This is a genomic window from Streptomyces sp. NPDC017225, assembly GCF_044331465.1.
Taxonomy (GTDB): Bacteria; Actinomycetota; Actinomycetes; order Streptomycetales; family Streptomycetaceae; genus Streptomyces.
The window spans coordinates 39,833-52,021 of sequence record NZ_JBIRNE010000026.1 but is presented as its reverse complement, the minus strand read 5'-3'; the positions used below and the strand labels follow the sequence as shown (position 1 = coordinate 52,021).

The 12,189-nt window shown below is 68.2% G+C and carries 8 protein-coding genes and 2 pseudogenes; 6 read left to right on the top strand and 4 right to left on the bottom strand.

The window, feature by feature from the left end; genetic code table 11:
- Window positions 1–4: 4 nt before the first annotated feature.
- The gene (locus ACH4NX_RS34400; protein WP_398129985.1) at window positions 5–301 is read right to left on the bottom strand and encodes a hypothetical protein; all 297 of its coding nucleotides are present in this window, start codon (window positions 299–301) and stop codon (window positions 5–7) included.
- 351 nt (window positions 302–652) lie between these two features.
- Entirely contained in the window at window positions 653–2,203 is a 1,551-nt protein-coding gene (locus ACH4NX_RS34395) for an MFS transporter (protein WP_398129986.1), read from the bottom strand.
- 66 nt (window positions 2,204–2,269) lie between these two features.
- On the opposite strand from ACH4NX_RS34395, the pseudogene ACH4NX_RS34390 reads away from it, so the two are divergent.
- Window positions 2,270–2,930: pseudogene (locus ACH4NX_RS34390) on the top strand (helix-turn-helix domain-containing protein).
- A 448-nt stretch (window positions 2,931–3,378) separates the two neighbouring features.
- Here the strand turns inward: ACH4NX_RS34390 and ACH4NX_RS34385 are convergent.
- Window positions 3,379–3,861, bottom strand: a complete 483-nt coding sequence (locus ACH4NX_RS34385; RefSeq protein ID WP_351400443.1) for a VOC family protein — start codon at window positions 3,859–3,861, stop codon at window positions 3,379–3,381.
- 287 nt (window positions 3,862–4,148) lie between these two features.
- On the opposite strand from ACH4NX_RS34385, the gene ACH4NX_RS34380 reads away from it, so the two are divergent.
- Entirely contained in the window at window positions 4,149–5,111 is a 963-nt protein-coding gene (locus tag ACH4NX_RS34380) for an SDR family NAD(P)-dependent oxidoreductase (RefSeq protein ID WP_398129987.1), read from the top strand.
- 633 nt (window positions 5,112–5,744) lie between these two features.
- On the top strand, window positions 5,745–6,497 hold the full coding sequence (locus ACH4NX_RS34375; protein ID WP_398129988.1) for a DUF899 family protein: 753 nt from the start codon (window positions 5,745–5,747) through the stop codon (window positions 6,495–6,497).
- A gap of 18 nt (window positions 6,498–6,515) precedes the next feature.
- On the opposite strand, the pseudogene ACH4NX_RS34370 reads toward ACH4NX_RS34375, so the two are convergent.
- Window positions 6,516–6,940: pseudogene (locus ACH4NX_RS34370) on the bottom strand (IS982 family transposase); the annotation flags it as partial.
- Between the two features lie 727 nt (window positions 6,941–7,667).
- Here ACH4NX_RS34370 and ACH4NX_RS34365 point away from each other — a divergent pair.
- The 3 genes from ACH4NX_RS34365 to ACH4NX_RS34355 are packed head-to-tail and all read left to right on the top strand — an operon-like array spanning window position 7,668 to window position 12,140.
- On the top strand, window positions 7,668–9,251 hold the full coding sequence (locus ACH4NX_RS34365) for a class I adenylate-forming enzyme family protein (protein ID WP_398129989.1): 1,584 nt from the start codon (window positions 7,668–7,670) through the stop codon (window positions 9,249–9,251).
- Between the two features lie 52 nt (window positions 9,252–9,303).
- Window positions 9,304–10,590: a 5-aminolevulinate synthase gene (gene hemA / locus ACH4NX_RS34360; protein WP_398129990.1), complete on the top strand. Its 1,287-nt coding sequence runs from the start codon at window positions 9,304–9,306 to the stop codon at window positions 10,588–10,590.
- A gap of 5 nt (window positions 10,591–10,595) precedes the next feature.
- Window positions 10,596–12,140 (top strand): long-chain fatty acid--CoA ligase, encoded by a 1,545-nt coding sequence (locus tag ACH4NX_RS34355; RefSeq protein ID WP_398153381.1) that lies wholly within the window; start codon window positions 10,596–10,598, stop codon window positions 12,138–12,140.
- Window positions 12,141–12,189: the final 49 nt, after the last annotated feature.

Sequence of the window (12,189 nt, the reverse complement as noted above, 5' to 3'; positions counted from 1 at the left end):
GGGGCTACTGGCGGGCTGCCGACAGACGGCCGAACCTGCGACTCCGTCCACCTCGCCGAAGTTGCGCGGCTCCATGCCCGACCTCGTCCAGGCCGTCGGCCGTGCGCTGCGCATGCAGCCCGGCGAGGGCAAGGCCGCCCCCCTCCTCGTGCCGGTCCTGCTCGGTCCGGGCGAGACGGCCGACAACAGGCTCACCTCCCGGGCGTTCGGTGGGCCGGCCAAGCTGCTGGAAGCGCTCCGGGCCCACGACGCCCGAGTCGTGGAGCAGCTCGCCGAACAGCAGGCGCAAAGCCGCGTCCAAGGCGTGCAGAGCCGTAGCGGGTTGGAAGTCGAGGAAACCGGGAGCGACCGAAGCGACCGTGACGTGTCGGTGCCGGCCCGGGCGCTGCTGAAGTTCAGTACACCCGTGACCCGGCGCAGCCGGCCGCGTGGCCCGATTGACCCCCTCGGGTACGAGACCACCTTCCCTCCGGCCGAGCTCTGGCTGGACAACCCCGCCGGCACCCCCTCGTGCAGCAGTCCCGTCAGCGCCCAAGGCCGGCCGCTCCGCCCGTTTCCCCGACAGGAGCAGATGGACGGGACGGGGCGAGACGGGCGGAGCGGGGGCAGGGGCAGGGTGGCGCCCGCCGGTCAGACCTTGCCCGCCAGGTGTTCACGCGCGGGCTCGCCGGTGGTGTCCGAGCCGATGTCCGAGCCGGATTCGCCGGCCGTCGGCCTCGGAGAGCCAGCGCAGGGCGGCGGCGCCGAGCGCGGCATGCAGCAGGCCGGCCACCATGACGACGGCGTGCAGGCCGGTGACGAAGGCGCCCCTCGCGTCCTTCAGCGCCGCGGGCACGAGGTCCGGCAGGTGGAGCGTCTCGTCCAGGGTGGGAGCGGGGTCCGGCCCCTGGAGGCGGAAGATCAGTGCGGCGAGCGACCCGAGGATCGCGATGCCGAGGGCGTTGCCGATCCCGTTGCTGGTCTCCGCGATCGCGCCGGCCGACCCCGCACGCTCCGCGGGGACCGCGCCGACCGCGGTGTCGGCGACGACGCTGAAGGAGATGCCGTACCCCACTCCGGCGATCGCGGTCGAGGCGACGTACCAGCCGACGCCGCCGGTGACGGTGGTGGACAGGAGCAGAAGCAGACCGCCCGCAATGGTGAAGTGGCAGACGATGAGCGCGGCCTTCTTGCCGATGCGTTCGACGAAGGCGGGGGTGGCGATGCAGGAGATGGTGAGGACCGCCGCTCCGGGGAGCGCGAGCAGTGCCGCGTGCGGGACGCTCAGGCCCAGGACGGACTGGAGGTAGATGCCGGACGGGTACGCCGTCGCCGACCACGCCGCCAGCGGCAGCAGCCCGGTGATGATCGCGATCGTGAAGGTGCGGTCGCGGAACAGGGAGAAGTCGATCAGCGGGTGCTCCAGGTGCCGCTGGCGCAGCGCGAAGAACGTCAGGGCCACGAGGCCGAGGAGCCCTGTCACGACCGGCAGGACCGAGAGGCCGTCCGCGGCCAGGTGCTTGATGCCGTAGATCGTGAGCAGCAGGCCCCCGGCGGAGGCCGCGACGCTGACCAGGTCGATGCGGCCGGTCCGGGTCTCCCGTACCTCGCGCAGCAGAACCGGCGCGAACGCCAGGAAGACGACGATGACGGGCAGGTTGACCAGGAACACCGAGCCCCACCAGAACCGCCCGAGCAGCGCCCCGCCGACGACCGGGCCGATGGCGAACCCGGGCGCGAACGCGGCGGCGAAGATCCCGATCGCCCGGGCGCGCTGTTTCGGGTCGGGGAACGGTTCGCTCAGCACCGCGAGCGCGGAGGGCAGCAGGGTCGCGCCGGCCACGCCCACGAGCGCCCGGCAGGCGATGAGAAGCTCCGGGTTCGGTGCGAACGCCGCCCCGGCGGATCCGATGCCGAACACGGTCGCGCCGGTCATCAGGAGCTTCAGGGGGCCGTAGCGGTCGCCGACGCTGCCGAAGGCGACCAGCAGGGAACCCACGGCGAAGCCGTAGACGTCCAGGATCCACAAGGCCTGGTCGGCGGTGGGCGAGATGGCCTCGGTGATGTCCGGCATCGCCAGGAACAGGATGGAGCCGTCCATCGAGACCAGCAGGACCGGGCCGAGGACCACCGCGAGCCCGAGCCGGGCCCGCAGGCCGGGTGAGGTGTGCGCAGGCAGTTGAGTCACGCCTCGACGGTCCGGCACCTCGGGTGCGACAGCCATCCCCGTGCCGTGGGTACACCCGACAGGTACACCCACGGGCCCGGCCCGCGTCCTAGGCTCGAGGACATGGAGAGCCTCGGAACGTTCCTGGAGAGCCGCCGTGAGGGGGTCACTCCGGCCGGAGATCGGTCTGCGCACCCACGGCACCTTGCGCCGGGTCCCGGGCCTCAGACGTGAAGAGCTCGCTCAGCTCGCCGGAGTGAGCACGGGGTACTGCACGCGTCTGGAGCAGGGCCAGGCCGAGACAGCGTCCGAGCAGGTGCTCGACGCGCTGGCCCGGGTGCTCAGGCTGGACCAGGTGGAGACCGTCCACCTGCACAATCCCGCCCGGCAGTCCGCGAAGCCCGGCCTGAGCGAACCGCCGCCCGAGGAGCCGCACCCGCGCGTCCTCAGGCTCCTGGAGTCGCTCGGCGAGGCCACCCCCGCGATCGTCCTCGGCAGGCGCGGGGACGTGCTCGCGTGGAACCGCACCGGGCACGCGCTCGTCGCCGAGCACGTCTCCTACGAGGACGCGGGGGACTTGGAGCGGCGTCCGTCGATCCCCCGGATGTTCTTCCTCGACCCGCACACCGTGAACGTGGACTACCAGGTGTGGCTCCAGCCCGACAGCCCAGACCACCGGGTCGAGCTCTACACCGCGAACGACTCGACCTCGTCCGACGCGGTGCGGGTTCTGGCCCAGCAGAGCGGCCGGGCCGACGAGCGGGAGCCGGTCGTACGACACTGACCCGGACCGTGGCGAGCGGACGGCGCGCCGGACGGCCGCTGCCGTACGACGCCAGGTAAGGGTGGGCGTCGTATGCGAGGAGCATGCCGACAGCGACGCCGATCGCCGCGTCCAGCCCGGTGACAAAGGCGTTCTTGGCCTGGTCCGCGTCCTCGAAGGAGAGGGCCGAGGCGCCCGGGGTCGTGTCGAGGTTGCCCTCATCGCCGGTACCCGAGGAGCCGGAAGAGGAAAGCGGCGAGCGAGTCGAGCGGGAGAGCTGCCGAGCACTTCGCTCATCTCCGCGATCGCAGCGGCCGACTCCGCACGCTCGGCGGGTACCGCGCCGACGGCGGTGTCGGCGACGACGCCGTAGGAGAGCCCGTAGCCGACGCCCGCGTTGACGGTGGAGGCAATGTGGAACCGCGCGGTGTTGTGGCTGATCGGTCCGGTCAGCGTGTGCCGCGAGCAGTCACTGGGCGACCAGGCGGCGCCGGAGTTCCTCTTCCGTGACATCTTCCACATGGGTCAGAAAGACCCATATGTGGCCTGAAGGGTCCTTGAGGATGACGGTGCGGTCACCGTGGAACATGTCCTTCGGCGGCTGGAGGATCTCTGCGCCGGCAGCCGCCGCGCGCTCCGCCAGGCTGTCGACGTCCGACACGAAAACGTGCAGGGTGACGGACGTGCCTCCACCGAGCGAGGCCGGTGCGGCGAAGGACGCGGCCTCAGCCTCGTCCGCGCTGGCGTCGCCCAACATCAGCGCCGACCGTCCGATGGTGATCTCGGCGTGCAGAATCCCTCCGCCCGGAGCGTCGATCCTGAAGTCCTCGCGGGCACCGAAGGCGCGCTGGTAGAAATCGATCGCCGCAGCGGCGTCGTCGACCATGATGTGCGGGATCACGGCATAGCGGTAACGGTCGGGAATCTCGATGTCGGCTGTGCGCTCGGTCATGGCGAACCTCCTCGAAGGGCACCGCTGGTCGGTTCCTGCGGCTCCGGAACGAACCTAGGAGCTCAAGCTTGGTTCAGGTCAAGCGGTGCTGTGACCGCTGCGGCGCCCCCGGCAGGAGAGCATCTGCGCGTCAGCGGGCGCGTACCTCAGCCTTCTTGGTGACAACCGCTTTGCTTCTGCGACAACCACCGTGCGTCGGCTCGGCATCGACCCGGCGAACCCGCGCGGGGCGTTCGCCGTCACCAGTACTTGCCCTAGAGCGCGGTCCAGCATCTAGCGTCTGCGCCATGACGACACCTCAGCACAAGATCGGATCGGGTTTCGGCGCCCGGAGCACCGCGGACGACGTCCTGAGCGGGATCGACCTGTCCGGCAGCACGGCGATCGTCACCGGTGGCTACTCGGGACTTGGTCTGGAGACAACCCGCGCCCTGGCGGGCGCCGGAGCCCGCGTCGTGGTCCCCGCCCGGCGACGGGCGGCCGCCCAGGAGGCGGTCAAGGGCATCGACGGTGTCGAGACCGACGACCTCGACCTGTCCGACCTCGAAAGCGTCCGCGGTTTCGCCGAGCGGTTCCTGGCCTCGGGTCGCACGGTCGACATCGTGATCAACAACGCCGGGGTCATGGCCTGCCCCGAGACGCGGGTCGGCCCGGGCTGGGAGGCGCAGTTCGCCACCAACCACCTCGGTCACTACGCGCTGGTCAACCATCTCTGGCCGGCGATCGCCCGCGGTGGCGCGCGCGTGGTCGCCGTGTCCTCCGGCGCCCACGGCATCACCGGCGTGCGCTGGGACGACGTGCAGTTCGAGCACGGCTACGACAGATGGCAGGCCTACGGGCAGGCCAAGGCGGCGAACGTGCTGTTCGCCGTGCAGCTCGACGCGCTCGGCCGCGACGCCGGAGTCAGGGCGTTCGCCGTGCACCCGGGCAGTATCCTCACCCCGCTGCAGCGCCACCTCGCCAAGGCGGAGATGGTCGACGCGGGCTGGATCGACGAGAACGGCGACCTGACCGATCCCACCTTCAAGACGCCCGGGCAGGGCGCGGCGACGCAGGTATGGGCGGCGACCTCCCCCCAACTGGCGGGCATGGGCGGCGTGTACTGCGAGGACTGCGACATAGCCGAACCGGCCGGTGACGGCTCGGAAGGCGGCGTGCACGCGCATGCGACCGACCCCGGGCAAGCCGCGCGCCTGTGGGCGCTGTCGGCCGACCTCACCGGCGTCGACGTTTTCGCGGCGGCAACCTGAAGGAACCTGCCGACCGACGGGGACGCGATCGAGGAGTGGGCGCGCGCGGATGCTGCCGTGCCGTTGGCCGGGGGTCAGCAGGGTGGCGAGCGGCCGGCCACGGCCGTCGCAGGCGAGGTGGATTCTGGTGGGCAGTCCGTCTCAGGGCCGGCCGAACACGCAGGCCATCGCACCCCGACGGCCTGCATGGCCTGCATGGCCTGCATGGCCTGCATGGTCACCAGGTAGGCGGTGTCGGGGACGACGCCCCTGCCGCGGGTGACGAGTATGCCGACGACCACGTCGTGCCGCGGGTCTCACACAGCGGCACCGCTGGATCCCGGTCCGATGCGTACGCTCTCGCCCTGCGGCAGCAGGTCGGCCTGGAGGCGGTCGGCCCGCTGGCGGCCGCGCATCCTGCCGGTGGCGTTCACACCCCGGGAGCCCCGACGGGGAAGCCGAACGCCCGGGGCGGGTCGCCCCGCGGCCGCCTCGGTGGCGGGGCCTGATCGCGTGCACTTCGTTGGGGCCGCGCTGTTGGACCGAATGAGCGAGCCGCCGAAGGGTCACTGCGTGGCGCCCGGAAGTGCGGCGCAGTCCGGTGGGCATTGTGGTTCCAGGTGTCCTCTTGGAAGCCTCTCGATCCAGATGCGAATGGAGACGCTCGTGAACGATCGATCACCGAGCCCGGCCCTTCCGCCTGTGGTGGACAGGAAGACCTACCAGGAGGCCCGGGAATCTCTGCTCGTACGGGAGAAGGCGCACACCCGTGAAGGAGACGCGATCGCGGCGGCGCGGCGGCGGCTGCCGATGGTGGAAATCGACGCCACCATCGAGGTCATCGGCCCCGACGGGCCGGTCACGATCCTCGACGTCTTCGAGGGCCGCAAGCAGCTCATCGCCTACTTCCACGCCTGGTGGCCCGGACGACCCGCCGCCGGGCAGTGCGAGGGTTGCACCTTTTTCAACAGTCAGGTCCGCGAGCTGTCCTACATCCACTCCCGCGACGCCACGTACGCCACGCTCTGCAAGGGCCCGTACCAGGAGAGCGTCCGCTACCGGGACTTCCTGGGCCTGGACATGCCGTGGTACTCGGTCGAGAGGACGGCGCCGCGACTCCTGGAGGGCCGTGACTGGCAGCGTCACCACCTCGTCTGCTATGTCCGCGACGGGAAGCGGGTGTTCGAGACGTACTACACCGGCGGTCGCGGGGTCGAAGTCATGGCGCCCACCCACGGGCTGCTGGACATGACCGTCTACGGACGCCAGGAGGCGTGGGAGGACTCCCCCCGCGGCTGGCCCCAGCCCTGGTACTCCGCCGAGAACCCCGAGGAGTGGCGTACGAACGGGCGCCCCATCGCCCAGTGGTCCCGCATCGAAGCCGGCCGCTCCGACGAGCTGACCTAGACGATTGATTCCAAGGGGTCAGTGGTCGTAGGCGGTCAGTGAGCGCAGGACGGGTTGTCCGGTGTGGTCGTTGTGCCGGATCGCGACGGTCAGCGCGAGGATCCGCTGCATGACACGGGTGATGACGCCGCCAGGTGTACGGCCGCGGTGCTGCTCGAGATCGAGCTGCCCTTTGATGGTCTCATTCACCGACTCGGTGACCTGCCGCAACGGCTTGAACAGGGGTGCACCGGGTCGTTCCTGGCCTCGCCCTTGCGGGCCGGTCGCAGCATCCGGATGCCCTGCTCGACCAGTTGACGTTCGAAGTCGCGGCCGAAGCAGTTCTTGTCGCCGATCAGCGTCTGCCCGGGCCGGTCGGCGAGGAGGCCGGGCTCGGCCGCCAGCAGGTCCAGCAGGGTCTCGCGTTCGTCGGCCTTGGCTCCGGTCAGGCCAAAGGCGATGGGCGGGGTTTCCGGGTTGATGCCCAGATCGGCGGCGGCCTGCCGGATCGTCGCCTCGGGTCGCGACTGGTACAGCAGCGACCGCGTCCGCCTTGAACTGCGGCGGGTAGTTCTTCATGACCACGAGATGTCCGTTCTCAGATCCTCAGATCCTCAGATCCAGTGTCTCGTGTGTCCAAGACCAGGGGCCAAGGCCCTCTCACCCATCACCCGAGCCTCGGGCAAGAAGTCCGCCGTCACCACGGTTCGACCAGAGCCCACAACTCATCGTCCACGATCCACGGTCGCCTACCCACATCTCACGAACGGCCGAATCACCACACCGGTCGTCACGGCCTACCAGGGCATTCCAATAGGACCGTGTTATGAGCTCAAAGCGGGACAACAGGGCCAACGCCTGGCCTGCGGGCGCCGCGGTGGAGGGAATCACGGGCAGCGGCCTTTCTCTCGTGCTTCATTACTCTACATCTCGAAGCGTGAGGAACGGCCGGCTCGCGCGTCCCGGAATTCTGGATCTCAGCAGGTCGAGTGACCTGCGATGTTGAACGCCAAGCTCAGGGGGAGCGCGCTCCGGTTCTTGGGCGCGGCGCTTTTTCCCGCCCAGGGAAGGTCATGCGTTCAAGATACACATGACGGTCGCTAGAGCGCTGACGGAACAGGGTTGACCTCTTCCCAATTGCATGTCGAAGATTGCACTGCCCAATCGGATGACATCACTATGGAAGGTCCCATGAGCCTGCCCGAGCATTGGTGGAGTAAAAGTCATAGTTATGTCTCGGAGATTCTCGCGCTGCTCGCAGCCGCGCCGGGTCGAGATGTCGTCCATTGGCGCGGTAAGACCTTCTCCGGCAGTGATCTGATTCGGTCCGTGACTGAAACTTTCCTTGCGCTGCGCAATAGCGGAGTGGGTAAGGGGGACATGGTAGCGATCCTGGTCGCGCCCAACAGCCCTGAGATGCTCACCGCGCGGTACGCGACGCATCTGCTCGGCGGCGCCGTGTGCTATCTGCGAACCACTAATCCCGGTACCAGGACGACGGTCCTTCCGCTGGATCAACAGATTCAGATCCTGCGCGAGACCGAAGCCGTGACCATCTATGCCGACACCGAAGGCTCCGAGCGCGCGGTGGAGCTCGCTGACGGCAGTGGGATACCGGTGACGCGGCTTCCGCACGGGGAGCGCAACGAGGCCGGCCGAACCGGTGGTGCCGATGCCCCGGACGCCGTGTCGTGGGAGCCGAACGCGCCGGCCTTCATCGGCTTCACGAGTGGCAGCACGGGGCGGCCCAAGGGCATCCGGTTGTCGGGCCGAGCGTGGGAAGCCACCGTGAGCGCATGGATGGAGCTCGGCCTTGAGGCCGACTGCGCGACGATACTGGTGTCGACCCCTCTGAGCCATGGCGTCGCCCCGATGGCGGACGCGGTCCTCGCCCTGGGCGGAGCGCTGTATCTCCACGAGAGTTTCGATGCCGAGAAGTTCGTGGACACCGTCTCGGCGGAGAAGGAGGTCTCGTGGACGTTCATGGCGTCGAACCACGTGTTCCAGCTCATCGACCACCTGCTCGAGCGGGGAATCCGCGACACTGACGCGGTGGAGGCCGCGGGCCTGTCTTCACTGAAGCGGATCGTCTACGGCGGCAGTCCTGCGGCACCCGCAAGAATTGCCCAGGCCTTCCGGATTTTCGGCCCTGTCCTGTGGCAGGGGTATGCCGCGACCGAATGTGGTCGAATCACGACCCTGACACCTCCGGAGCACGGCGACCCAGATCTTTCGGCTACCGTCGGGCGACCCTTCCCCTATGTGGAGATCGCCGTCTGCGACCCGGATACGGGTGCGCAACTGGCGACGGGCGAAACCGGCGAGGTTCACGTCCGATCTCCTCAGATGATGGACGGCTATCACGGGGACCCGGAATTGACGGCACGAGTTCTTCGTGACGGCTGGTACTCCACCGGAGACATCGGCTTTATCGACGAGCGAGGCTATCTGACACTCATGGGCCGGGTGGCCCATGTCATCAAGGTGGGTGGCGTCAAGGTGCATCCCATCGTTCTCGAGGCGGAAATCCTTTCCCACCCGGGCGTCCGGCATGCCGCCGTCTACAGCGTCCGGGACGAGGACGGAAGCGAGCACATCCACGCTGCGATCGAATGCGATCCGGCCGAGGTGGTAGAGGTGGAAGATATCCGCTCGAGAATTACTGAGGCACTGTCCCCGATTCACGTGCCCGAGAAGATACACGTCTTGAGCACGCTGCCGATGAACAGCAACGGCAAGCCCGACAAGGTGCTCCTGAAGTCACAGTTTTCCTAGCGTAGACCTCGTGCGCAGGCCAGTCCAATCGATACGTCGAGAAGGCGAGTAAATGAACGTTCACCTGGCGTCCTACCTGAGTAGCAAAACCGCTGGAGATCTCGCTGAAAGCAAGCGCGAGTTCCTGGAGATCGGCCGTCGTTCCGGTCACTACCCCATGGCCTCTGCCCGGCGTGACGGGGTGAATTCAGAAGTAAATGTGTGGTGCAGCAACGACTATCTGGGCATGGGGCAGAACCGACAGGTCATCGAGGCGATGAAGGCCGCGATAGAGACCCATGGCGCAGGCTCCGGAGGGTCCCGGAACATCGGCGGAACCAACCACCATCACGTCCGTCTGGAGAACGAACTGGCGGATCTGCACGGCAAGGAGGCCGCACTCCTCTTCACCTCGGGCTATACCGCCAACGAAGGCGCCCTCACCGTGCTGGCTGGAATGCCGAAGGACACCGTCGTATTCTCCGATACGAAGAACCACGCATCGATCATCGACGGACTCCGGCACAGCGGCGCGAAGAAGCACGTCTTCAGGCATAACGACACCGCCCACCTGGAAGAACTGATCGCGGCGGCTCCCGCCGACTGCCCGAAGCTCATCGTCGTGGAATCGGTCTACTCCATGTCGGGCAACGTCGCGCCGCTCGCCGAGATCGCCGACATCGCCGACAAGTACGGTGCCACGACCTTCATCGACGAGGTTCACGCGGTCGGCATGTACGGCCCGCAGGGCGCCGGCATCGCCGCGCGGGAAGGCATCGCCGATCGCTTCACGGTCGTGATGGGTACCTTGGCCAAGGGGTTCGGAACGGTCGGCGGCTACATCGCGGGACCGGCGGCCCTCGTGGACGCGGTGCGGACCTATGCGCGCTCGTTCGTCTTCACCACCTCGCTGCCGCCTGCGGTCGCGGCCGCTGCGCTGGCGTCGGTTCAGTATCTGCGGTCCTCCGACGCCGAGCGAAAGCTCCTCTCGGAGAGCGCGCAGCTTCTGCACAGCCTTCTGATCGAGGCCGACATCCCGTTCGTCTCGACGGACTCCCACATCGTTGCGGCCTTCGTCGGGGACGACGATCTGTGCAAGCGGGCGTCCCGGCTGCTGTTCGAGCGGCACGGGATCTACGTCCAGTCCATCAACGCCCCCAGCGTGCCCGCGGGTGAGGAGATCCTGCGGATCGCTCCGTCCGCCGTGCACGATCAGAACGATGTCGAGAACTTCGCCCATGCTCTTCGGGGAATCTGGAAGGAACTGAACATTCCGACCGCGAGTGCCCGGGACTGGTTCACGTCCGAGCTCTGCGGTGGCGGCATCCGCAGCGCCGCGAAAGCCGAAGTGCTGCCGTAATGACGATGTCAGTTGTCGGCGTACTGGCCGGCACGGCGGCGCAGCGACCCGACCACCCGGCCGTGGTCTACGAGTCCGAGCACTTCACGTACGGGTGGCTGTGGGATCAGGCTCGCCGCTACGCCTCCGTGCTGCGCGACAACGGGGTACGGCCGGGGGACCGGGTCGCCATGCTGCTGGTCGACACCCCGCAGTTTCCCGTCGTGTACTTCGGCGTGCTGGCAGCCGGTGCCGTCGCTATCCCGCTGAACGTGATGGCGACGGCGGCGGAGACCGATCACGTACTGACCGATGCCGACGCCCGTTTCCTGGTGTGCGCCACCTCCTTGCTCGACCGGGCGAGGCAGGCGGCGGAGCGGCGCGGCACGGTGCTCCTCACCGTCGGCCCGGGCCCCGCGGGCACCGTCGACCTGGAGCACGCGGCACAGGGCACGGCGCCGATCGACGAAGCCGCCGCGCCGGGACCCGACGATGTCGCGGTCGTGTTCTACACGTCCGGTACGACGGGTGAGCCCAAGGGCGTGATGCTCACCCACCGGAACATTCTGTACAACGTCGAGAGGATGGTCACCACTCCGTACGCGTTCCGGGGTGACGACGTCCTGCTCGGGTGCCTGCCGCTGGCGCACGGCTTCGGGCAGATCTGCGGCATGCTGACCGGCTTCCGGGCCGGCGTCTCCCTCGTCATGATGCCGAAGTTCTCCGGCCCGCGGGCCCTCGAGCTGATGGCGAAACACCGGTGCACGGTGTTCATGGGCGTGCCGACCATGTACTCCAAGTTGCTCGAAGCGGTGGCTCAGGGAGAGCAGGTCCCTCGGCTCGACCGCGTGTACAGCGGGGGATCGGCGCTTCCCGTCAAGACCCTCGAGGCCGTCCGAAGCACGTTCGGATGCCCTGTGTACGAGGGCTACGGGATGACCGAGACCTCCTGCAGCGTCGCGTACCACTACCCCGGCCTGACGTTTCGCCCCGGAACGGTCGGTGTTCCCATCACCGGCATCACCGTCGGCACAGCTCGGCCGAACGCCGACGGGATCGACCTCCTGCCCGTCGGCGAGGTGGGCGAGATCGTGGTGCGAGGCCAGAACGTCATGGCCGGATATCTCGGCCGCCCGGACCTCACCGCCGAGGTGCTGATCGACGGTTGGTTCCGCACCGGCGATCTCGGCAGGCTGGACGCCGACGGCTACCTCTCGATCGTGGGCCGCAAGAAGGACCTCATTCTGCGCGGCGGCTACAACGTCTATCCGCGCGAGATCGAGGAGATCCTCGTCGGGCATCCGGCCGTGGCACAGGTGGCGGTCATCGGTGTTCCGCACCCCGTGCTCGGTGAGGAGGTCTGGGCGATTGTCGTGCCTGCCCGGCCGGCGGACGTCACCCCCGGATCGGACGAAGAGATCACCGAATGGGGCAAACAGCGTCTCGCCGCATACAAATACCCTCGTCGAGTCGAATTCGTCGACGCCCTCCCGCTCGGGCCCAGTGGAAAAGTTCTCAAGCGAGCGCTCGTGGCGAAATACGAGAAGCATTCTCCGCAGACAGCGGCATGAATTGGTGTAGCACTCGCGACACGGCTGCGGGTGCTACTCCTCCGTTCAA